Annotated in this window: 18 protein-coding genes, 3 pseudogenes and 1 other annotated feature; of the genes and pseudogenes, 6 read left to right on the forward strand and 15 right to left on the reverse strand. The window is 57.9% G+C overall.

Translation table 11 applies throughout. The features are described from left to right. Nucleotides 1-60 precede the first annotated feature (60 nt). Nucleotides 61-1,239 (reverse strand): FUSC family protein, encoded by a 1,179-nt coding sequence (locus VLL26_RS07390; protein WP_342318473.1) that lies wholly within the window; start codon nucleotides 1,237-1,239, stop codon nucleotides 61-63. Between the two features lie 72 nt (nucleotides 1,240-1,311). On the opposite strand from VLL26_RS07390, the gene VLL26_RS07395 reads away from it, so the two are divergent. Further along, on the forward strand, nucleotides 1,312-1,704 hold the full coding sequence (locus VLL26_RS07395) for a hypothetical protein (RefSeq protein ID WP_342318474.1): 393 nt from the start codon (nucleotides 1,312-1,314) through the stop codon (nucleotides 1,702-1,704). 33 nt (nucleotides 1,705-1,737) lie between these two features. Here the strand turns inward: VLL26_RS07395 and VLL26_RS07400 are convergent, their stop codons facing one another. From VLL26_RS07400 to VLL26_RS07415, 4 genes are all read right to left on the reverse strand, one after another. Further along, the gene (locus VLL26_RS07400) at nucleotides 1,738-1,884 is read right to left on the reverse strand and encodes a hypothetical protein (RefSeq protein WP_342318475.1); all 147 of its coding nucleotides are present in this window, start codon (nucleotides 1,882-1,884) and stop codon (nucleotides 1,738-1,740) included. 135 nt (nucleotides 1,885-2,019) lie between these two features. Continuing rightward, on the reverse strand, nucleotides 2,020-2,403 hold the full coding sequence (locus VLL26_RS07405; RefSeq protein WP_342318476.1) for a hypothetical protein: 384 nt from the start codon (nucleotides 2,401-2,403) through the stop codon (nucleotides 2,020-2,022). Then, a complete protein-coding gene (locus tag VLL26_RS07410) occupies nucleotides 2,400-3,050 on the reverse strand; it encodes a hypothetical protein (protein ID WP_342318477.1) in 651 nt (216 codons plus the stop codon). Before VLL26_RS07410 ends, VLL26_RS07405 begins: the two co-directional genes overlap by 4 nt. Before the next feature lie 5 nt (nucleotides 3,051-3,055). Beyond that, nucleotides 3,056-3,904 carry a MinD/ParA family ATP-binding protein gene (locus VLL26_RS07415; RefSeq protein WP_342318478.1) on the reverse strand — a complete coding sequence of 283 codons (849 nt, stop codon included), beginning with the start codon at nucleotides 3,902-3,904 and terminating at the stop codon, nucleotides 3,056-3,058. Nucleotides 3,905-4,622: 718 nt separating this feature from the next. Here VLL26_RS07415 and VLL26_RS07420 point away from each other — a divergent pair. Next, entirely contained in the window at nucleotides 4,623-5,390 is a 768-nt protein-coding gene (locus tag VLL26_RS07420; protein WP_342318479.1) for a hypothetical protein, read from the forward strand. Nucleotides 5,391-5,412: 22 nt separating this feature from the next. On the opposite strand, the gene eccD is transcribed toward VLL26_RS07420, so the two are convergent. After that, nucleotides 5,413-6,858, reverse strand: a complete 1,446-nt coding sequence (eccD, locus tag VLL26_RS07425) for a type VII secretion integral membrane protein EccD (protein ID WP_342318480.1) — start codon at nucleotides 6,856-6,858, stop codon at nucleotides 5,413-5,415. A gap of 134 nt (nucleotides 6,859-6,992) precedes the next feature. Between eccD and eccCa the strand changes: the two genes are divergently transcribed. Then, nucleotides 6,993-11,036 carry a type VII secretion protein EccCa gene (gene eccCa / locus VLL26_RS07430; RefSeq protein WP_342318481.1) on the forward strand — a complete coding sequence of 1,348 codons (4,044 nt, stop codon included), beginning with the start codon at nucleotides 6,993-6,995 and terminating at the stop codon, nucleotides 11,034-11,036. A gap of 286 nt (nucleotides 11,037-11,322) precedes the next feature. Here the strand turns inward: eccCa and VLL26_RS07435 are convergent, their stop codons facing one another. From VLL26_RS07435 to VLL26_RS07450, 4 genes and pseudogenes are all read right to left on the reverse strand, one after another. Further along, nucleotides 11,323-11,724, reverse strand: a complete 402-nt coding sequence (locus VLL26_RS07435) for a hypothetical protein (RefSeq protein WP_342318482.1) — start codon at nucleotides 11,722-11,724, stop codon at nucleotides 11,323-11,325. A gap of 12 nt (nucleotides 11,725-11,736) precedes the next feature. Further along, nucleotides 11,737-12,405, reverse strand: coding sequence for a hypothetical protein (locus VLL26_RS07440; RefSeq protein ID WP_342318483.1), 669 nt, complete (start codon nucleotides 12,403-12,405; stop codon nucleotides 11,737-11,739). Nucleotides 12,406-12,465: 60 nt separating this feature from the next. Beyond that, nucleotides 12,466-13,730 (reverse strand): annotated as a pseudogene (locus tag VLL26_RS07445) (IS3 family transposase). After that, nucleotides 13,309-13,440, reverse strand: a sequence feature (AL1L pseudoknot). (Overlaps the previous pseudogene by 132 nt.) A gap of 187 nt (nucleotides 13,731-13,917) precedes the next feature. Continuing rightward, nucleotides 13,918-15,152 (reverse strand): IS3 family transposase gene (locus VLL26_RS07450; protein WP_342318465.1). Its coding sequence is split into 2 segments (ribosomal slippage): nucleotides 13,918-14,864 and nucleotides 14,864-15,152, totalling 1,236 coding nucleotides; the frame shifts between segments, so codons are not numbered across the junction. Nucleotides 15,153-15,211: 59 nt separating this feature from the next. Here VLL26_RS07450 and VLL26_RS07455 point away from each other — a divergent pair. Next, a pseudogene (locus VLL26_RS07455) lies at nucleotides 15,212-15,487 on the forward strand (transposase); the annotation flags it as partial. 32 nt (nucleotides 15,488-15,519) lie between these two features. Here the strand turns inward: VLL26_RS07455 and VLL26_RS07460 are convergent. Beyond that, nucleotides 15,520-16,760 (reverse strand): IS3 family transposase gene (locus tag VLL26_RS07460; protein WP_342318484.1). Its coding sequence is split into 2 segments (ribosomal slippage): nucleotides 15,520-16,433 and nucleotides 16,433-16,760, totalling 1,242 coding nucleotides; the frame shifts between segments, so codons are not numbered across the junction. Nucleotides 16,761-16,830: 70 nt separating this feature from the next. Here VLL26_RS07460 and VLL26_RS07465 point away from each other — a divergent pair. After that, a pseudogene (locus VLL26_RS07465) lies at nucleotides 16,831-17,856 on the forward strand (IS256 family transposase); the annotation flags it as partial. A gap of 623 nt (nucleotides 17,857-18,479) precedes the next feature. Here VLL26_RS07465 and VLL26_RS07470 read toward each other — a convergent pair. Continuing rightward, entirely contained in the window at nucleotides 18,480-19,094 is a 615-nt protein-coding gene (locus tag VLL26_RS07470; protein WP_342318485.1) for a hypothetical protein, read from the reverse strand. 44 nt (nucleotides 19,095-19,138) lie between these two features. Here VLL26_RS07470 and VLL26_RS07475 point away from each other — a divergent pair. After that, nucleotides 19,139-20,379, forward strand: a protein-coding gene (locus VLL26_RS07475; protein WP_342318486.1) for an IS3 family transposase whose coding sequence is annotated in 2 segments (ribosomal slippage) — nucleotides 19,139-19,466 and nucleotides 19,466-20,379 — 1,242 coding nt in all. Because the reading frame shifts where the segments join, the coding sequence is not laid out codon by codon here. A 92-nt stretch (nucleotides 20,380-20,471) separates the two neighbouring features. On the opposite strand, the gene VLL26_RS07480 is transcribed toward VLL26_RS07475, so the two are convergent. The 3 genes from VLL26_RS07480 to VLL26_RS07490 form a co-directional block, all read right to left on the reverse strand. Then, nucleotides 20,472-20,942: a putative toxin gene (locus VLL26_RS07480; RefSeq protein WP_342318487.1), complete on the reverse strand. Its 471-nt coding sequence runs from the start codon at nucleotides 20,940-20,942 to the stop codon at nucleotides 20,472-20,474. A gap of 73 nt (nucleotides 20,943-21,015) precedes the next feature. After that, the gene (istB, locus tag VLL26_RS07485) at nucleotides 21,016-21,813 is read right to left on the reverse strand and encodes an IS21-like element helper ATPase IstB (RefSeq protein WP_342318488.1); all 798 of its coding nucleotides are present in this window, start codon (nucleotides 21,811-21,813) and stop codon (nucleotides 21,016-21,018) included. Between the two features lie 43 nt (nucleotides 21,814-21,856). Further along, on the reverse strand, nucleotides 21,857-22,543 hold the full coding sequence (locus VLL26_RS07490; protein ID WP_342318489.1) for a Mu transposase domain-containing protein: 687 nt from the start codon (nucleotides 22,541-22,543) through the stop codon (nucleotides 21,857-21,859). Nucleotides 22,544-22,554: the final 11 nt, after the last annotated feature.

Genomic DNA, 22,554 nt, shown 5'->3' on the forward strand with positions numbered 1-22,554 from the left:
ACCGCTCCAAACAGGCCAGCTCCGCCCTTTTCCATGTGACCTAAATGACCCGGCACCTTCTTACTCTTTATCCTCCATGTACAGTTCGGGAGGAAACTTTGGGGTGGTAGACGTTGGTACCAACACCGCCACCGCGGACTCACGGGACATCCCGCAGACCTGAAGCAAGTCGACAATAAGGGAACGCGACTGGGCAAGAATGACGTAGGCAGATAGCACAGGGTCTTCACCCACAACCTCGATGCCTGTGCGAGCGCCGAGGCTGCGCAACTCACGAACAGCTTTGGGGATCACAGAAGACTGCAATCTATCCGTTTTTACCTCATAAACCTCCGAAAGATCCAAGCAAACCTTCGACAACCCATCCAATATCTCTAACTGGGCATCAGACACCGTGTCGTTGTCCTCGCACAACACCTGAGCCCGGCGAGCCAACACCCGCATCGTGCGAACTGCCTGGTCTGTGGGAGGAAGCACGCGATCAAGGGAAGCAACGTAGCGGCGCGCACCCCACAGCAAAGGCGAGATCGTCGCTGATTCCCGGCCGGAACGCACCGCACTAGTCATCACATCAATATCGTCCTGGCTGGACCGAATGGCCTCAAGAGCTTCCTGGATGGTTTCCTCGTCCGAGGTGCGCAGACCGTGGGTGACGTCGTCAAGCACCGAAGACATCAAACCCAGCACATGCGCAATCTCCCGACGCGCCCGCGACAAAGGCAACTGCGGCAAAACCGCAAGCGTAGCCAACGCCACCACGACACCGACAAGCGCATCAATCGTGCGGTCAATACCTGAAACCTCCCCACCAGGAGGCATAATCGTGGCAATCAAAATGGAACCAATCGCAACCTGATTGTTCACCAACTGCGACTTGGAAAAAAACGACGCCACCAAAAGCGAGCCACCCACGATCACCGAAATCTGCCACGCACCCTGGCCCAGCGGAGCAAAAAGGAGATCTCCAAGCAACACCCCAAGAATGCACCCCAAAGACATATCAACCGCCCGCTTGAAGCGTTCCCCACCCGACAAACCAATGATGATCGTCACCGAAACCGGCGCAAAGAATGGGTGCTCATGCCCAAAAACAGCATGGGCAATCCAAAAAGCAACGCCCGCCGCCACCGCGATCTGCGCTATCGGCAACAGCCGGTCACGAACGCGGATCACACGCGCCTGAATTGAGCTATCAATTTGGCGCAGTCGTTCGCGAGTTCCCATTCTCTGCTTTGCCATGCCCTCAAGAGTAGCGGGGGCTAAGACGGTACCCTTAGCTTCGAACACTTCACCATCAAAGAAGGACCAACCATGAAGCTTCGCCGTTCCACCACCATAGGGTTACTCGCCGCGCTCATCCTGACCCACACTGTCACACAGCACGCCTCTGCGGAGACCCTCCACGCCGGCAACATCCGCTACGACCTACCCGACGGCTACTCCACCAGCTCTCACCCCTCAAGCCCACTAAACGCAGCCAAAGACAGCATCAACGGCGCGCTCACCAGCCTCGTCACCTTCCGGTGGTGGGTACAATCAGCCCCGCAACGCGCCAAAGCACAAGGCGACTACCTCATCGCTTCAGCGCAAGCAGCCTCCCTAGCGGCGATCACCACCGTGCAAACGATCGGCAGAAATATCTCAACAGCCACCCAGGAAACCGCCGCCCACGCCGACGCGACACTCCACGACCTCCTCCGGTAACAACCCCAAACTCCCCGACCCAACGCGCACGGTTTAGCGGATGAAAAACTGCAGCAAAGCAGAAGCGCCGATCGTGCCAGCAATACCTATCGCCCCGAGGATGACGGAACCAAGGAGGATCCGAGGGGAGCGCGTTTTCAACGCCGGCTCCTCTGCCCCAAAGCGAATAGCCTTATCCAACAGGCCCATCCTTAGCGTGTGCGATTGCACCGCAGCGCGATGATCCCTGCGAGGTCTTCGCCCCCGTTGAGCCGAAGACCCAAAACGCGGCGCCAAACGCGAATCCTTAGTGCTATTCATGTGCTCAACCTCCACTTAGGGCAAATTGATGTGCAGATGCCCCGGACCGATCGGCACACTGATGCGGTTCGGCCCCGGGGGAGGCGGCGGAGGTGGTGGCGGAGGTGGCGGTGGAGGTGGCGGTGGCGGCGGTGGCGCCACCTCAACTACCGTTACCCTTTCCGGCTGCGCAGACTGTCCCTGTGGAGCGTCAGCGATCACCGGCTCGTTTTCCGGCTCCTCATCCGGCTCCTCATCCGGCTCCGGCGGCGGAAAATAGTGGGATGGCAATTCCGGCAACTGCCCAAGTGGCGGAACCTGTTGCACCAGCTCCTGCGGTTTAGCTGAACCCGGACTGCCGCAAGCCGTTGCGCTCCAAAAAAGCGCCATCACAGAGCCCACCACGAGAAGCTTTTTCATCTCGAAAACTCCTTTGACACCCGGTGAATCTCCTTTACCTTTTCCATGTCATCCACCACGGAAATCATGCCACGGTCCCAACCCTCTGGGGTAGACAAATCGCCCCCCTTACAAACTATCGATGCCATAGTCAATGCGGCATCATCTATGTCATCGGGGTTAGGTTCTTTGCCCGGCTCGGTACTCAAACGGAACTGCTCCCACCGCGACGGCATAATCTGCATCGGACCAACCGGAACATCGCGGGTACTGTCACCATCAGTTTCGCCGCCGTCAGTATCCGCTACTATCGCTTCCGGCCCCAACGCGGTACCCAAACCACGAAGCGCAACGGTAGTAACACCGTCCTCAGCCACCTGCGACCCTTGCGCCTCACCATGATCAGACAACACCTTGCCCAAAGCAGCCATCGTAGGCCAGCCCACCTGGCACCCCGATTCCTGCTGGACCGTCCACGCCGCAAAAGCATAGGAGCGAAGCGCACGCTCAGGCACCCCGTACGGTTCAGAACGCTCTGCCGCCCAAACCGAAAACTGCTCGACCTGCTCCACCGATTCCGGTTCCGGGACCTCTACCCGCGCGGCGCAAGAGGCGAGAAGAAAACAACCTGGAACACCGACAGCACACAGCCACACTCGGCTTCGCATACGACCTACCTATCGACCTTGCTGAAATCATGCGCAATCGTAGCCGCGAGCTGATCGTACGCCTCTCTCGTCGAGCGGGCCAGCAGGTCAAGATCAACACTGCCCCCCTCCGCGAGGTGCGCATCGAAAGGAATGACATGCACCGCACGCGTCCTAGCCCGGAAGTGTCCAACCAGCCGCTCTAAGTCAATCGCTGAACGCTGCTGCGGTGGGGACGATACAACCACGACCGAATTAGCAGCCAACTGTTCATAGCCGTGAAGGTTTAACCAATCCAAAGTCGCGGCAGCGGACTGAGCACCGTCCAGTGCAGCAGAGGTAACCAATACGAGGGTATCTGCAAGATCCAAAACCCCGCCCATAGCCGAGTGCATTAGACCCGTACCGCAATCGGTCAAGATGACGCTATAGTGGCGCCGCAGAATAGAGATCGCTTCGCGGTAATCACTTTCGCTAAATTCCTCAGACACCGCAGGATCACGCTCAGAGCCGACGACCTCCAACCGCGACTTCGCCTGAGTCGTATAGGACTTCACTTGAGAATAACTGGAGGTATCCTCAGCCGCGAGCAGATCACGAATCGTCGCGGAACCGGGTGCAGCAACCCGCTGGGCAAGAGTTCCCAGGTCAGGGTTAGCGTCGATAGCCACCACCCTGTCACCCCGCGCCTCAGCTAATACTCCTCCCAACACAACAGTGGTGGTGGTCTTCCCCACCCCACCCTTCAAAGACATCACCGCAATGCGGTAGTCCCCTTTCAACGGCGTACGGATCCGCTCAAGCATCGCCTCTCGCCGCAGCTCCTTTTCAGAATCTCCCAGGTCGATGAGGCCGAAGGACAAAGTGTAGAGCATTTTTCGCCACCCACCGCGAGGCGCGCGCTTCGCCGGACTCACAATGTTGGACTGGTCGAGCGCAACCGGGGGAGTCAAATCAAAAGGGCGGGACTCAACGGGCGCGGCACGAGAAACCACAATCGGCCCAACTGGCTGACTGCTTCCACCGTCCCTGCGACGGTGAACACCCCCTCCGCCCCGCAAATCCTCCGGCACCATTGACGTCGGCGCCCCAGAATGTGACCTACCCCCAAAGGTTTGCTCATCCCTGCGCGTTTCGGGTGCAGACGCTGCCGGCTTCCACTCTTTCCAGACGGTGCGCCGAAGCGGCCTTTCACTCTCGGGGGCCTTAGCGCTCTCGGGGGCCTTGGCGCGCTGGGGGGCCTTGGGGCTCTGGGGGGCCTTAGGACTCTCGGGGGCCTTAGCGCTCTGGGGGGCCTTGGGGCTCTCGGGGGCCTTGGGGCTCTGGGGGGCCTTAGGAAACCCCGGATCAGACGTTGCCTTAGGTGCCAAGGAAGCGCGCTCGGTCGGCTGCGTCTCATCCGGGGACGGCGCTGGTTGCGCGGGCGATACCCTATCGGTGTCTACCCGCAACCACGCCGGGACGTTCTGAGAAGCTTTCTTGTCGTGCATGGTGGCGTGGATTCCCGTCAATTCTTGCTCGGCTATTGTGGACGCATCTTATCCTATAATTGTCCGCGACCTTGTCGCACCTATTACTCAAGGCAGGACTCACGTGGATTTTTCCTTCCCGGCGCGCGCTGTGCAGCGACTGAAGTGGGCCGACGTGGTTGCGCAGGCTCAACGCAACCCTCCCCGGGAAACCGACCGGGCCACTGTCGTGGCCGTAGCGGCGTTCGATGACCAAATCCTGTCCTCACCAGTTTCGGCAATCATCGGCGTCGTCATGAATGCCGTGGCACAGCAGCCAGTAGCAGTCGTCGATGCCGACGGCGTTAACCAGCCGATGCGCAGCCTACTTGGAGCTGGGCCCGACGGAGATATGGTCGGGCTTGTGCAGTCGCCTGCGGAACACATGAGTCGTCGGCAAGTAGAGCACTACGTCGACCAGAACGGACTGGTGCCTGTGCTTAGCACATGGACAGATGGGCCAGGCACGATCACACCTGAAGTCCTAGACACAGCGGTCAACCGCGTATCGCACAGGTGGCCGTCGGTAGTTGTGGATCTACCTTTCACCTGTCCTGCGGAGACAATTACAGCGGGCACTGCGCTGGCCAAACACGTGGTTTTGGTCACGGATAGACACCACCAAGATCACCGTTGGCTCTACCGGCCTGGCCACCACCTCTACGACCTTGCCAGCCAGGGGCGGGTGACGGTTGCCATGTACGGGGCACGGGCAAACGAGCAACTGCCAGCAGATGCTTGCGCGCTTCCGTGGCTTGACGTCAGTTCAACTGCACGTGAGAGAATCCGACTCCCTCTGGACCCGGAGTCGCTAACTTTGTACCAGCGGCTTCTTTCACGCATCTACCCGTAGACACGAAATCCTGCGGTTGTATCTACGTAGTCGCCCAATAGTAGGAAAAGACTCCTTGAGCAGCGAGAATCAGTGGGATAATAGCCAAGCAGGCGACGACGTCGGCGGCAGATAAAACGCGGGCAAGGCGAGCTTCTTGCAACTCGTCAGGTTCCCACCGGTGAAGGAGGGAGAGGATCACCGCTGCTAACGCAACCACCGCAAGCGCTGCAATCCACGCGCCGCCGGGTGCGCCGCTGCCCGGCGCGAACCAAGCCGCTGTTGAATGTGGTTCCCATCCGTTAGCGGACCACACGACGAGAGATCCCGCAAGCAGCGCAACCCCGAAAATGCCGGTGGTGAGCAGGGGAGCAATAATGCGGGCGTCAGCAAAACCGTTTGCCCGCAGAAGAACGAGCGGACATAACAGTGCGACAATTACGCCATGCTGCCAATAGGGGCTCGTGGAAAGGGTGAAAATGATCGCCCCGCTGACCGCGGTAGCGCCCCAAACGATCCCGCGGCTGACCGCTTCACTGCGGCGAGCCTTCGCGCGGATGACGCTGCGTTGAACTTGCTCACCGGTGTCATTGATACGAAGCAACGTAGCCAACCCCGTGGAATTGATAGCTAAAGCAGGCGCAGCGATCAAAACAAGGACGGGAAGCCACGCTCCCCATGCACTGAGCGCGTAAAGATTAGCACCTAACGCGGTCGCCGCAGCCGCGGCACCTCCTGCCACGGCAAGGATGAGGTGAGCGGTTGTTCCTGCGATGGCGCCGACCGGCTTGCCTCGCCCTGAGATGTATGCGGCAAGCGCCCCGGCGAACGCACTGCCAGCGAGCAGCGTTGGCCCCCCGTTTGCAATGGGAACTCCAGCCGTGAGGTGCCCACCGACAAACAGTGCGGCCACGGGCAGGCTCACCCCGAGCCAACGCATCCAGTCGTGGGGTTTCCAGAGGGCCAGCCCTGCCAAAGCGACGGCCAGTGCCACTTGAAGTGCTATGAGCAGGGCAGGCGACGAGGATTCGCCCGAACGCAATGCCACACCAATCATGAGCAGCAGCAAGGCAAGTATCACTGCTACGACCGCGAGAATGCCGGACGAGCGTGTTTGTTCTGACCAGCGCCATTGGCTGTCGCCGATGGTGGTGCGTACCTCAGCGATTGCGTCGTCGACGAAGGGGGAGTGAGCAGCCTCGTGTCGGCTACTCAGGTAGAGCCTTTCTCCGTCGGCCACACCGCGATCTTCCAGGCTGTGGTGCGGCTCAATGATCCCCAATGTTGGGGAGGACAGGATCCAGGTGTGCGCTTCCGGGACGACCATGCCGGGATTTTCGCTGCCTACGGTGTCGTCTTGCTCGGGATTTCGCAAAAATAGCGTAACAACGTCGTCGATAATGTCAACGGTGGGGCGCTGTGCGGGGAGGCTGACATCGAGTTGCCGGCCTCCAAAGAACACACTGACTCGTACAAACAGGGCAGTCATAACGACTATATTTGCACAAAGACACCCCAAAAGTGCCTCACGGTTCCGGCGTTGTGCCGGGCTTCACCCCAAAGTGAGCCACGTTAATATCCAGTTGCAGTTCCAGGGCACGTTGTAATTAGAAGTGAGGATCCATGAGCACGCGCATCGTACACCGCCCGGCACGGCTGCACCGCACCATCGCGGAACAGGACCCCGTGAGCATTGCCCAGGTCCCCACTATTCGCCAAGGTGGTCAGCGGGGCAACATTATGATGGTTTTTCTGCCCATTGTGGCGGGAACCGGCATGGTGCTCATGATGATTTCTTCGGGCAACCCGATCCGCATGGCGGTGGGCGCGGTGATGTTTGTCGCGGTAATCATCACTGCGATTGCAATGTATATTCGCCTAAGCACTGGTTCGCGCAAGGCTGCGGAGGAGGAACGTCGCAGGTTTTTGGAGCACTTGGATGAGGTCGAGTCGACTGTCCATGATCTCGCCGTAGATCAGCGCACCGAGTCATTGTCACGCAATCCGCAACCACGGGCGCTGACGGATGTTGTGCGAGATCCCTACCGTTTGTGGGAGCGCCGCCGCGGCGACGAAGACTTTTTGGTGGCCCGTTTGGGCACTGGAGTGGGCAAAATGGCACGGGGGGTGAAGATTCTTCCTGGGGGTAATCCCATGCACGTGGCGGAGCCTTTGGCGCAGGCGCATCTCGACCGAATGATGCGGCGCACGTGTACCATTGAGCATCTTCCTATTGCGGTGCCGCTGCGCGGGTCGGTCTCTCTCGTCGGCGCTGCCGAGGTGACGTCGGAAGCGGTGCGTGCCCTTTTGTCTCAGGTTGCAGTGTTTCATGCTCCTAACGACGTCCGCTTCCATATCTGCCTTCCTTTATCTGACGCTGAGGACGATACCGGTTGGGCCTTGTGGTTTCCTCATATCCTTAGTGCAGATGAGTTTGATGGGCCTATCGGTAAGCGTGGGGTGTCCCATAATGAGGAGTCAGCTTCAGCACTGTTATCAGAGGTTGCGGCTCGCGCGGCGGAGCTGAGGGAGCGTTCGAAACACCAGTTAACTCCGTTGGAAAAGCCGCACCTGCTGGTGGTGGTCAATATGGATTCGGAGCACGGTCGCACGATCGCGGGTGAAGTGACGTCGATCGGTTCCCTCGAGGCGGCGCGTATTACGTTGTTGGCTGCATCGAGCGTGCAGCACGCCGAGCCTTCCCATGTCGATGTGCGGGTGATTTTTCAACAAGATCGTTCGTTCGAGGTGCAGTTGCTCGATCGTGGCGAGGTGCGCGAGCCGAAGGAGGGAGCTGCGGGTTATACCGAGCGTGTTCTTTACGGCGGGAGCAGTGGCATGCTTGACGACGTCTCCCCCGCCGTCGCCGAAGCCGTTGCGCGTGCAGTCTCCCCCTTGCGGCTCATTGCCGATGCCACCCCGGACGCGCCACTTGAGCAGACGATCGGTCTCGATATGATGCTTGGGGTTGAAGATTTCGCCAGCTACGACATTGATGAGGCTTGGCAGCCCCGCCCAAATAACGCCTTCCTCAACGTGCCTTTTGGCTTGGCTGCAGACGGGGAGCCGATCTACTTGGACATCAAGGAGTCGGCTAAATCCGGCATGGGACCGCACGGTTTGTGCGTAGGTGCGACGGGCTCAGGCAAGTCTGAGGTCTTGCGTACTCTGGTTCTCGCGCAGGTTGTTTGTCACCCGCCTGATCAGCTTTCTTTGGTTCTTGTCGACTTCAAAGGCGGTGCCACGTTCGCAGGCTTGGAGGCATTGCCTCATACTGCCGCGATAGTTGACAATCTCGAGGACGCCGCGGGTTTGGTGGACCGCTTGCACGACGCCATCCTGGGCGAGATTCAACGCAGGCAGCGGGTCCTGCAGGAGGCCGGCAATTTGGCCAATGTCGGGGAATACAACGCGCTACGCGACGAAGGCCTCGTCGAAGACCCTCTGCCAGTGCTATTCGTGATCATCGACGAGTTCGGTGAGCTCCTCGCGGCTAAGCCCGAGTTTATTGAGTTGTTCGTGCAAATCGGCCGCATCGGTCGCTCGATTGGTGTGCATCTGCTTTTGGCCTCGCAGCGTCTTGAGGAGGGCCGCTTGCGCGGATTGGAATCGTATCTTTCGTACCGGATCGGGTTGCGCACGTTCTCAGCGGCGGAATCGCGCGCCGCCATCGGTGTGACCGATGCACACGAACTACCTCCCATTCCAGGTTCTGGTTACCTGAAGGTGGACCCGGACATTTTCGAACGCTTCAAAGCAGCCTATGTGTCCGGCCCTTATGTATCTTCCGAGCAATCCATCAAGCGCGAGCTGCCGCCGGTGCCGATGCCTCTTGAGCTTGCAAATACCACCGAGCAATGGATGCGCGGGCGCCAACTAGCCCACGAAGCCGAGCTGGAAAATTCCGGAGTAGCGAAACCAGCGGTTACAACCCTCGACCTTGTGGTCTCGCGTCTTCGTCCGGCTGCCGATAAAACACGCCAAATCTGGTTGCCTCCTCTGCCTAAGTCGCTTGACCTCACAGCCGCGCTGGGCAAAGCTGAGATGGAGTCGAAGGCGGGGCTGACGGCCACGTCACAGGGCCCGCTGGTCTTCCCGCTGGGCGTGAAAGACAAACCTTTGATGCAGTGGCAGGGGCCGCTGTCCGTGGATTTATCGGGCTCGGGAGGCAACGTAGCCATCCTGGGTAGCCCGCAGTCAGGCAAGACGACAGCCGTGCGCACCCTCGTTACTTCCGCAGCGCTTACGCATAGGCCAACCGAGGTCAACTTCTACATTATTGACATGGCCGGTTCCCAACTTGGCTACCTGGAGGGTTTACCCCACGTAGGTGCCGTGGCACCACGTTTCGATGAGAATCTTCTGCGCCGTACTGTTGCCGAGCTTGTGATGTTTCTCCACCAGCGTGAAAAACTTTTCAGCGCTTACCACATCTCCAGCGTTGAAGAGATGCGTCGCCTCCACGCCGACAGCCAGCTTCCTGAGTTGCCCGCGGCGGACATATTTCTCGTCGTGGACGGGTGGGCGACACTGCGAAAGGACTTTGAGGACGTGGCTGACGCTATCACCGACCTGGCACAGCGGGGACTCGGATTCGGCATCCACGTCGTGTTTGCCACAGGTCGATGGGCGGACTTCCGCTTGCCCCTCCAGGCGGTGATCGGGACACGCATTGAGTTCGAGCTCAACGACCCGATTGATTCGTCCATCGGCAAACGTGCCTCAGAGGGACTCAAGGGCCAACCGGTAGGTCGCGCATTGACTTCGGACGGATTGTATAGCCAGGTTTGTTTGCCCTATCTCGCTCAACCTGACGTGGCCAAAGATGCAACACCGCAATCAACGGTCGCTGCAATTGCCCAAGGGTGGCTCGGCCACAGCGCACCTGCCGTGCGAATGTTGCCCGATTCAGTGACGCTGGACGATCTTCGGGCAAAGCACCCTAGCGACGCCCCGGCACTTATCGGTTTAGCGGAAACCACACTGGAGCCTGCACATTTCAACTTCGAGGGCGACGAACGTCACGTCTTCATTGTTGGCGATGCTAAAGCAGGAAAGACATCAACCCTGCGAACTTTAGTCTCTGAGATAGTGCGGGACAAAAACCCCGGCGACGTCATGTTCGGAGTGTGGGATTTACGGCGCAATCTGCTGGGCTTCATCCCTGACCATTTTCTTGGCGGCTACGCCGGTACCCGCCCAGGATGCGACACGCTCACCGAGGGCATCGTGGCCGAGCTTGAACGACGTTTGCCTGGCCCCGGCGTGACCGTCGAGCAACTACGCAACCGTTCGTGGTGGGAGGGACCAGAGATCTATGTCGTTGTGGACGACATAGATATGGTCGAAGGGTCCTCTAACCCCCTGAAACCATTGGTACGTTTTTTGCCTCAGGCTGCTGACATCGGCCTCCACTTGATTGTCACCCGCCGCTCCACCGGCATGGCTCGCGCCTCCTACGACCCGGTTGTGCAAGCTATCCGGGAGGCCGGGGCCGCTGGGATCCTCATGTCCGGCGAGCGCCAAGAGGGCCAAATCTACCCGAAGGTGTACCTCAAGCCACTACCACCGGGCCGAGCACAGTGGGTGCAGCGCAGCGGACGGGTCGAGATGATTCAGATCGCGCTAGCCCCGGAGGGCGAAGGAGGGTCAGGCCTCGAGGATTAAGGCAGCTAACCTTCGCTTTTCGACGACTTTCACACCTCGAAGTCGAACCCCTCTGCCTTTGCCCCGCGACCAAGCTCCCCGAGCCGTTCCGTGGCGGATGTTGCGCCGATCTACTGTGCGCAAGGCTGCATGGTGTCTCCTCCCCACCGAGGAAGGACACACCGTCCAGCACTGCTCGGTCGATCACGCTGCCCGCATCGAACTCCACCCACGGAAAATCCTTGCGGATGCCTCGGGGTGCCCCCTGTGCACCGCTGGTAGGCGACTGTTACTTGTTCCTTGCGCGTTAGGGGCCAACAACACGCCCATCAGGAAACAGAATCGACGTTGTGCCGCTAATATCCACAAACGCAAGCCCATGTTTGTGCGCCACCCTCACACAAGCACTCGCGGCTTCTTCTGCCTCCGACCAATCAAACGCGATGTAGACAAAATCATCACCAAGGACATACTCCGTGTTGGCCTCCTCCTGCTCATCCTCATCCTCATCCCAATCAAGATCATCTATCGAAGGAAACTCGACCTTCAACTCCTCATAACACGCCACAATCGACGCCGCAGACCCCACCGGAGCACCATAATCGCGATCCTCCGACCACGACGTCGCCGCTCTATACCACTCCATGAACTCACCATGCGAACCCGTCGGCACTGTTGCCGGATCAATAATCATCACATCGAAACTCATTCGAACCACTCCTTAACTACGGCGATCATGAGTATCAATGTACTCACCCAACATGCGAACAGCCCTGTCAACAAACTCACCAATGGGGAGCTCACCGGGCTTATCCGAGAAGTTCTGCGGGTTTAACCTCTTGTACCAATCCGTCGTCTCCAGCAAATACCGCGCGTGCTCAAAATCCCCCACATGAAAATCAACAAAAATATCCGCAAAATTATATGGACGAAAGTCCCACACATCACTTTCGGCGATATCGCGACGGAAATCACGCTGGCGAGTAATCTCCTCCTCAAGCTTCACCAACGCTGGATCCAGCAACGCCAAATACTCATCCCACAACGGGCCACTGCCCGACGCCTCAAACGGATTGTAACCAGAGGGATACAAACCATGGTGAGACATAGCCTTCAGCCCAATAGCCGTAAACAACCCCGTCGGCATGCCGTGAATAGGACTGTCAGCAAAGAGCTTCCTCTCAAGCCCTTTCAAAGCCGGAAAACGCGCATAATAATTGAACGCCGACTCGTACACATCTTTGGAACGCTTGTTTGCATCAGCGACAAACATCATCTGCAAACCGTGCGGCAAATCCTTCACCCACACCGGACTCCTCGACCCGTGACGAACAAAACCCCGCTCAGCAAACCAATCATCAACCCCAGAAAACAACCGCACAGCAGCCACAAACAATCATCCTTCCACACTGACTCGGCCTGAGTTTTTCGGAGACTACGGGTAAAAGCCTTACTGGGCTTTTCGGGTGGTGTTGAATTCCTCGTAGTCCTGCTCGTATTCGATCGGGGGAACGTCACCGATCGACGAGTGCAGACGCTGGTGATTGTACCAGTAGACCCACGAGGCCGTTTCCGTTTCGACCTCCCGGGCATCCCTTTATGTGCGTGCGGGATCGACGTCGATGAGCTCAGTCTTGTACAGCCCGATCGTCGACTCCATCATCGCGTTGTCCAGAGCATCACCGACCGAGCCGATCGAGCCCTGGAGTCCGGCGTCTGCCAGCGCGTCGGTGAACGCCAGCGAGGTGTATTGCGCCCCGGCGTCCGAGTGATGGACGATGCCGGTGGCGGTGAAATCCATGCGGGTGCGTCTGCGGCTGAACAACGCGTGTTCCAGGGCCATGAGCACCATCCTGGTGTCCATCACCGTGGTGACGACCCAGCCGAGGACCTGCCGCGAGTAGGCGTCGACGATGAAGGCGACGTAGCAGAATCCCTCCCGCGTCCAGGCGTAGGTGAAGTCCGCGATCCACCACTGATCCGGATGCGACGGATACCTCCACCGACGGCCTATTCGGTCCGGGTGCCGGCGGTGCGCAGGATTGGCCACGGTCGTCTTCTTGCGGTGCATTCCGCGGGACACACCGCGGATGCCGGTGATCTTCATCAGCCGTTCCACCTGGTCACGACCAATAAACATGCAGTCACGGATGGCTGCTTTCCAGAGCTTGCGCCGGCCATAGACCTTGCGGTTTTCCTCCCACAGTCGGTAGATGCGGTAGGCGGCGTACGCTTCGTCGAGTTCGGCTCCGGTGAGGCCGAAACCGCGGGACTGGTGGGCGTAGAAGGTGCTCGGGGCAATCGCAATGCCGTGGGCAGTCAAGGTTTCGCAGATTGGCTCGACCCCGAAACGGTTCCGGTAGGTGCAGATGAAATCCACGACTACCGAAGTTTGCGGTCGAGCTCCGCTTGGGCGAAAAAAGCTGACGCCGTCTTGAGGATCTCATTGGCTCGTCGCAGTTTGGCGACTTCCTTGGCCTGCTCCTCATAGACAGCCTGGAGCTGCTCGTAGGACAGGGAGCCGGGCTGGGGTGCTTGATCCTGCTTTTCCTGTTTTCGGATCCAGTTGCGCAGAGTGGATTCCTTTACGCCGAGCAGTTCGCCGATCTCTCGGCGGGCGGCTGCCTTGGAGATGTCGCCGTCTTCGAGACGTTCGAAGTACATACGTACCGCGCGTTCTTGGGTGGCGGTGTCGTACTTGCTGGGCCATGCCATGATGCTGATCGTCCTCCTAGGGTAAAACCTAGTCTCCAACCAACCCAGGCCGCCTCACTGTCCAGCAAATAAAAGCGGTGTACTGAGCGTACCTTTCCAGCGACGTTGACCATACAACGTGTGGACAGCACACCCAAGCACTTCACCTGTACACGGGTCGATGATTGAAGTGCCCCGGGTTTTGTTCCTAGGCATGTGCCTTGATTTCCATTATGTCCTGAGCTGAGCTTTTGCTCCAAAATTCTGATTCAACCTCCGCCGGCGTGCGGTAGTCTAGGGACTGGTGGAGCCGTGATTCGTTCCACCAATTCACCCATTCAAACGTCGCGATTTCCACCTCGACAACGTCCGCCCACCTCCGAGTTTGAATGAGTTCATTCTTGTAGGAACCGTTAACGTTTTCAGCCAGAGCATTGTCGTAGGAGTCACCGACCGTCCCAGTAGACGCAGCGATCCCGTGCTCAGTCAGACGCTCGTTGTAGATGATGCTGACGTATTGCGAGCCGTGGTCCGAATGGTGAACTAGACCTTCGGTTTTCTTCGCACACACAATCGCTTGGTTCAGCGCCTGCAGAGGCAACGCCTCGGTACGCATCGAGTCTGACAACGCCCACCCGACAATCCTGCGGGAATACACATCAGTGACAAATGCGGTGTAGACGAAGCCTTTCCGCGTGCGCACATAGGTGATGTCAGCCACCCACAGTCGGTTGGGGCTTGGCGCTCTGAATTCACGATTGACCAGATCAGGTCGCACATCCGGCCCCTTCGGCTTGCGGGTCGTGCGAGGTGCACCTCCTTTGCCTTTGCCGGACAGACCGGCCAGGCGCATCAGGCGGGCGGTCTGCTCGCGGCCGATATGAATGCCTTCACGTCGAAGGGCACGCCACATTTTCCGCACGCCGTAAACGCCGTAATTGTTTGCGTGAACCTGGCGAACATGCTCCATGACAGCTGCGTCACGAAGTGCGCGGGCACTTAAGCCCCGGGCTTTCGACTGCCTGTAACCACGCGAGGTAATGAAGCCACCTTCACGATTATTCTTCAACGTCGCACAGATGAACTCGACCGTGAAACGATCCCGATAGTCGTCGACGAACCGGATCATTTCCGACGTGTTGGGCCGAGTTCCGATGCGAAAAAAGCCGAGGCAGCTTTCAACAGCTCGTTGGTGTCACGTAGCTCCTGAACTTCGCGCCGTAGCCTGGCGTTTTCAGCAGCCAAGTCTTCAGGCAAATGATCAGGGACTCGTCCGTCGCGGCGAGCAGCCTGCGTCCACTGTCGGGCTGTGTGCCACGAGACACCCAGTTTGGGTGCGACAGCCTGACATGCGTCTTGCATCGAAAGATTTTCCGCCACGATACGGTCTTCAACGAGACGGACAACGCGGTCCTTCGCATCCTGGTCAAATTTCCTCGGCATGTTCCAGATTTTCCCATCTACTCAAACGGAACAAAACCTGGGGCACTTCAGTCAACGAGATCAGCGAGAAGCTGATGGAAAATCCTGAGCTCGCCAAGCTGATTGGCGAGTTGTCGACGTCCACCGGTGACGCCAGTGACCTGGTCAAAGGTCTGTTGCAGGCGTCGATTAACGCTGGTCTGCAGGCGGAAATGGATGCCCATTTGGGCTACCGTCATTCCGACCGGAAGATGAAGGCCCAGGTTGAACCAACACAGGGTGGTAACCACCGCAACGGGTCGTACACCAAGACGGTTAACTCTGGTTACGGCACGTTGGAAGTGACTGTACCCAGGGGGTCTGAACCCCGGAAAGTGGACACGGAGTTTTAATCAGATGCGGTTTTGAGTATAGCTGTTTCGGAAGATTCAAAGGCGTTCGGCGAACGATAGCCGCACCTCGAGTGCAGGCGTTTGGTGTTGTAGCGACTGCACCATTGGAACACGTCCCGGCGACACACCAGCTGACTGGCGAAAACAGGTGCATCTTGAAGGACTTCCCGTTTCAACGTGGCGTTGAACGACTCCGCCAGAGAATTATCCGCGCTGGTACCAATTGCTCCCATCGATTGGGTAACACCGAGACGTTCACATAGTCTTCGGTACCGATCAGAGGTGTATACACTGCCATGATCGGAGTGGAAAATCGCTCCGTCAAGCCCGCCACGGATCCCGTAAGCCATCATCAAAGCCTCTTCAACTAACTCCGTACGCATGTGGACGGCGATCGCGAAACCGGTCAACTGCCGCGAGTAGCAGTCGATGACCGTCGCCAGGTACATATTCGACCCATCTGCAATCGGGAGGTAGGTGATATCGCCGACGTAGACCATGTTTGGTTTCTCCGCGGTGAAACGGCGTGCGAGCAGATCCGGAAACGTCGGAGCGCGTTTCGCAGACACCGTGGTCTTTACGCGGCGTTTCTTGGTGTAGCCGAACAATTCCATCTGGCGCATCAGCCTGGCGGTGCGCTTGTGATTGAGGCGATCATCGCTGGTCGGATCCGAGTTGATGGCCGCTGTGATGCGTTTCGCCCCGTAACAGCCGTTCTCAGCTGTGAACACGGCCTTGATCCTCGCTCCCAGCGCCGCGTCAGCGACGAGGCGTCGCCGGCGGGCAGGAGCAGCAGATTTCCACTTGTAGTAGGAGGACCGGTTGATCTTCAGGACCTCACATAACCGCTTGACCTCGTAGAAGTCTCGGTGGTCATCAACGAACTGAAAGCGGTTCACCAGTTCGTCTCTTCCGCGAAATATTTGGCCGCCTTGCGCAGGATCTCTCGTTCTTCCCGTAGCGTGGCGTTTTCGCGTTCCAGCATGCGGATGCGTTCGGCATCGGAGAGTCCTTGAGCAGGAGTACGTTCGCTGTTGGCTGCGGCGATCGGGCTGGCGACTTTTTCACCGTTGGCGTTGGTTTTGGTGCCGGTGCCGAAGGCGTCGAGCCAGGTGCGCAGGGAGTTGCGGTTGACCCCGAGATCGGAGGCGATCGCGTTGATCGTGGCTCCAGGGGTCGACTCGTACAACGTCACTGCGTCACGCTTGAACTGCTCGGTGTAGGTCTTGCGTGGCATGGTGGAAAGGTACCTCACTTCCCCAGCGAAATGCTGGTTTCAGCGTGTCCACCACCAAGGGGTCAGGTCCAGGGATCGTTGCGGCACGTTTACTCCCCAGATGGTGCCCAAGGGCGCACGCCGGCTGACAGAGCTCGATGACATAATCATCTCGCTGTACGCCGGTGGGATGACAGTGCGTGATATTCAGCACCATCTTGGGTCCACCCTGGGGGTGGATATGAGCCCGGATACGATCAGCACCATTACCGATGCAGTCTTAGACGAGGTCATGATCTGGCAGAACCGTCAGCTCGACGAGTTTTACCCAGTAATCTTCCTTGATGCGCTACGCGTGAAGATCCGCGATGGCCACCGTGTAGTCAACAAGGCGTGCTACATGGCGGTGGGCATCGACATCGACGGTATCAAGCGCATCCTGGGCTTGTGGATTGCTGATAATGAAGGCGCCGCCTTGTGGGCATCGGTGTGCGCAGATCTGGCCAACCGTGGCGTCCAGGATGTCTTCATCGTCTGCTGTGATGGGCTTAAAGGCTTAGCGGAAGCCGTGGAGGCGACCTGGCCGAATTCGATGGTGCAGACCTGCATCGTGCACCTGATCCGGGCGGCGAACCGGTGGGTGTCCTATCAGGACCGAAAAGCTGTCTCCAGCGCGTTACGTGCGATCTACACGGCCGCAAACGAAGATACCGCCCGTGCCAGCTTAGATGCGTTCGAAACCTCTGAGCTTGGCCAGAAATACCCGCAGTCGGTGAAGGTGTGGCGTGATGCGTGGGAACGGTTCGTGCCGTTTTTGCAGTTCCCGCCAGCAGCGCGCAAGGTGTTATACACCACAAATTCGATCGAGTCACTTAACGCTGAGCTGCGCAAAGCTACCCGGAATCGGGGCCAGTTCCCGAACGATACAGCGGCTGTGAAGACGCTTTGGCTGATGATTTGCAACATCGAAGACAAACGCGCTGCCAAACGCGCGAAGCAAGCCAAGCGCGCCGTTGAGTGCAACGGGTATGTTGAAGGAGCAAAGGCCAATGGCTGGAAGCAAGCCATCAACCAACTAGCTGTGGCATACCCCAACCGATTCGCGGAGTACTTGTAAACCAAACCCCCGCACACAAACTATCGGACACTCTCCAAAAGCTCAGCTCAGGACATAATGGAAATCAAGGCACATGCCTAGGAACAAAACCCGGGGCACTTCACCTACCTCACCAGCGACGTTGACCATACAACGCATAAACAGCACACCCAAGCACTTCACCTGTTCGCGGGTCGATGATCTCCTGCGGCGCACCCGCCAAATCTGCCATAAGGGCATAAAGGGCCTAAAGCTCAGCATCAATGCACTGCTGGGAAAAACGCAACTAGGCCAACAAGTTCCCCAATGTCATAGATATTGCGCCTCATATGTGGGTTGGTCCGACAAGTGTTGCCGCGAGCACTTTCTCGCCCTTCAAAGCAGTAGCCAACACCGCAACGCTAAAAGAAACTCACAAGACGCTAAAAGATCCTCACGAGGTAAACCACGCAGCCGACCAGAGCAATGACTACCGTGACATCGCCGAAGCCTTACACCCAAAACATGACCCTACTTCCATGCAAGAAAACAGTTCAAAAACACGGAAAATACTAGGGGCTAATCCTTAGAACTGGAGCTATGCAGCTTGGTACCCACAGTTTGCCGAAGGCAGATCCGGTCCTCCATAACCAAAAAAGGACACACTACTCCAAGCCTTGAGCTTTAGCGATGCGCTCCAAGGCCTTATCCACCGCCGGTGATGTACCAGCAAATCTACTGTGCACCAACCACGCAAACCCAGGATGCTCCCGAAACTTCTTACTTGTGCCCACCCCATCCCAAATCAGGCCCTGCTGAGATTTCAATAAAGGATCCGGCCGCCTCGAGGACTGCATCTTCAAAAAACGATTGAACTGCTCAAAATTACGCGGATGCACACTCTGCTGCAAGTAAGCAGTTCTTCCGCTAAACAAATTTAGTGTTTTGTTGGCTGGGTACTCCTTATACTTTTCAAAATCGTCGACCACCGCCGTGACATCCAGATCCTTCGCCCCGAGCTGAAGCAACATCCCAAAGACCCCCCTGCTAATCGGACCCCAATGCAACTGCTCCGCGTAGGGACGCAACGCAGCAATGATGTCCCTTCTCATCTTCCGATCCGTCATCCTCACTGCCGCCACAGCAAAGTTGACATAATTGTCCTTGTCCTGCTCCTCCCTAAACCCCGGAATCAACTCAATAAACCGCTCAGTCAAAAACTGCCCAGACTCTAAAACCGACTCAAAAGGATTCGGACCTGACCCCTTGGTGGTGGACACGCTGAAACCAGCATTTCGCTGGGGAAGTGAGGTACCTTTCCACCATGCCACGCAAGACCTACACCGAGCAGTTCAAGCGTGACGCAGTGACGTTGTACGAGTCGACCCCTGGAGCCACGATCAACGCGATCGCCTCCGATCTCGGGGTCAACCGCAACTCCCTGCGCACCTGGCTCGACGCCTTCGGCACCGGCACCAAAACCAACGCCAACGGTGAAAAAGTCGCCAGCCCGATCGCCGCAGCCAACAGCGAACGTACTCCTGCTCAAGGACTCTCCGATGCCGAACGCATCCGCATGCTGGAACGCGAAAACGCCACGCTACGGGAAGAACGAGAGATCCTGCGCAAGGCGGCCAAATATTTCGCGGAAGAGACGAACTGGTGAACCGCTTTCAGTTCGTTGATGACCACCGAGACTTCTACGAGGTCAAGCGGTTATGTGAGGTCCTGAAGATCAACCGGTCCTCCTACTACAAGTGGAAATCTGCTGCTCCTGCCCGCCGGCGACGCCTCGTCGCTGACGCGGCGCTGGGAGCGAGGATCAAGGCCGTGTTCACAGCTGAGAACGGCTGTTACGGGGCGAAACGCATCACAGCGGCCATCAACTCGGATCCGACCAGCGATGATCGCCTCAATCACAAGCGCACCGCCAGGCTGATGCGCCAGATGGAATTGTTCGGCTACACCAAGAAACGCCGCGTAAAGACCACGGTGTCTGCGAAACGCGCTCCGACGTTTCCGGATCTGCTCGCACGCCGTTTCACCGCGGAGAAACCAAACACGGTCTACGTCGGCGATATCACCTACCTCCCGATTGCAGATGGGTCGAATATGTACCTGGCGACGGTCATCGACTGCTACTCGCGGCAGTTGACCGGTTTCGCGATCGCCGTCCACATGCGTACGGAGTTAGTTGAAGAGGCTTTGATGATGGCTTACGGGATCCGTGGCGGGCTTGACGGAGCGATTTTCCACTCCGATCATGGCAGTGTATACACCTCTGATCGGTACCGAAGACTATGTGAACGTCTCGGTGTTACCCAATCGATGGGAGCAATTGGTACCAGCGCGGATAATTCTCTGGCGGAGTCGTTCAACGCCACGTTGAAACGGGAAGTCCTTCAAGATACACCTGTTTTCGCCAGTCAGCTGGTGTGTCGCCGGGACGTGTTCCAATGGTGCAGTCGCTACAACACCAAACGCCTGCACTCGAGGTGCGGCTATCGTTCGCCGAACGCCTTTGAATCTTCCGAAACAGCTATACTCAAAACCGCATCTGATTAAAACTCCGTGTCCACTTTCCGGGGTTCAGACCCTTCGGTACCGGCATACCACTTACTCACTTCCATATCCCTCGACAACCAGACTTTTAAGTTTTAAGGCACCATACGCTCAATTAGGGATTCCGGCATTGTTTTGTGGATTATCTGACCGGATTCAATCAGCTTACGCACGCTCCGCGAGAGGTGCGTATTTGGCGCTGTAACCAGGATATAGTTTCCGGGCCCTGCGTGTGCCAGACCATCCCGGATCTGCCTTCTTAGATCCAATTTCTTGACAAACTTCACTTCCACGATCTGATTTGAGGTCAGTGTCAAATCGGGGATGTATGTCCTCCCGTTAACTTCGTATTTATCACCACGAGGATGATCCCGGAGGTATCGCCCTTCGAACATCTCCTGGGCGATATCCTCCCCAACTTGTCCTTTTTGATTCGAAGTCAATGCGTCGATACGCGCCTGCAACGCCGGATTAGCGACTTGACTATATTGTTTTAACCCGAAAGGATCACACCAAAGCACAGGATGGGCAACATAACCCTGCGCAGAAGAAAGCCGTGCTGCCACCCCCAAAGGTGTGAGCGCTCTTCGAAATGTAGCCCACTGGCGCTCTTTGAAATGTAGCCCAGTGTGGTCGTTGTTATTGTGCCTGATGTGGGGTTGGTGAGGGGGTTGTTGGTGCGGGTATTTCGCGTCCTTTGATGCGGTGGCTTACTCCTCGGTGTTGAAAGATTTTGGCGTGGTGGACGATGCGGTCGACCATGGCGGTGGCTACTGTGATGTCGCCGAAGCATTGCGCCCATTGGGAAAACGCTAGGTTTGAGGTCACGATGATGGAGCCGTGTTCGTAGCGTCTGGAGACGAGTTGAAAAAACAGGTTCGCCGCGTCAGCTTCGACGGGAATGTAGCCGAGTTCGTCGATGATGAGCAGGTGGTAGCGGTTTAATCGTTTCAGCAGCGTTTCGAGTTTGCCGGTGTTGTGGGCTTCGGTGAGGGTGTTTACCCACCCGGCGGCGGTGTCGAAGAGGACGCGATAGCCTTGCTGCGCTGCTGTGATGCCAAGTGCGGTGGCGAGGTGGGTTTTGCCGGTTCCGGGTGGGCCGAGCAGGACGACGTTTTCAGCTGTGGCGACCCAGGCCCCGGTTTCAAGGCGTGCGATTTCAGTGCGGTCAATACTGGGTTGTGCGGTGAAGTCGAAGTCGGCGATGGTTTTCACGGCCGGAAAGCCGGCGCGTTTGACGCGTAATGATGCTCCGGATTCTGCGCGGGCGGTCGCTTCGACGGATAGCACGGCGGCGAGGTACTCCTCGAATGTCCAGGATTGGCTACGTGCTTGATTGGCGATGGTTGAGTAGACGTTGTCGATGCGTGGGGCTTTCAACTCCCGTGCGAGGTGACTAATTGCCGCCGCGGTGTCGTGGGCGCTGGTGCGGGTCATAGGAAAGAGCTCTCCTTGAAGTTTGTGGGGCGTTGAGGCCGTGTTAGGCGATGTGGTCGTAGATGGATAGGTCAGCGATGTCAACAGCGGTATCTGGCTGGAATCTCTCGCCCGCCGTAGCTAGGTCGCGGCGCATGGCGCGGGCAGTTTGGGCGTGGGCGGGGTCGGTGATGACCTTGTGCTGGCCCCAGTGGCGTGGGTGCACCGCGGCGGGTTCACCGTGTGGCCCGGTCACGGCGATTTCATCAAGCGTGCTGCGCACAGTGACTAGTCGGTCAATGAATGTCGGATCCACGCTGTACTGGTTGGTGTCAACGGTGACGTAGTAGTTTCGCGGCAGGCGCACCGCGGGCCTGACACCGAACACCGGCGGATACGGTGGCAAGGGGCGCATCGCCCGCTGATCAGCTGCAAACAAGTCCGCCGGTGTGGCCTTCAACGTGGTGTGAACGCGTGCGTTGGCGATTGTGGTGAACCACTCATCAAGTTGGGCTTGCACATCCACCGGGTCGCTGAACCGGCGCCCGGGGAAGAAGGAACGCTTCATGTACCCGTTGGTGCGCTCGACGATGCCTTTAGATTCCGGGTCCCGCGGTGGGGTCTGAACGATTCTGCAGCACAGCGCCCCGCCGAATGCGGCAACAGGCTCGCACAGCTTCGCCTTGCCAATCCCGGACTCGTGATCCCACACGAGCCGATCTGGTACCGCTTGGAAATCACGTGTTATCAACTGGACCTGAC

Origin of the sequence: Corynebacterium sp. BD556, assembly GCF_038452275.1 — a bacterium.
Taxonomy (GTDB): domain Bacteria; phylum Actinomycetota; class Actinomycetes; order Mycobacteriales; family Mycobacteriaceae; genus Corynebacterium; species Corynebacterium mayonis.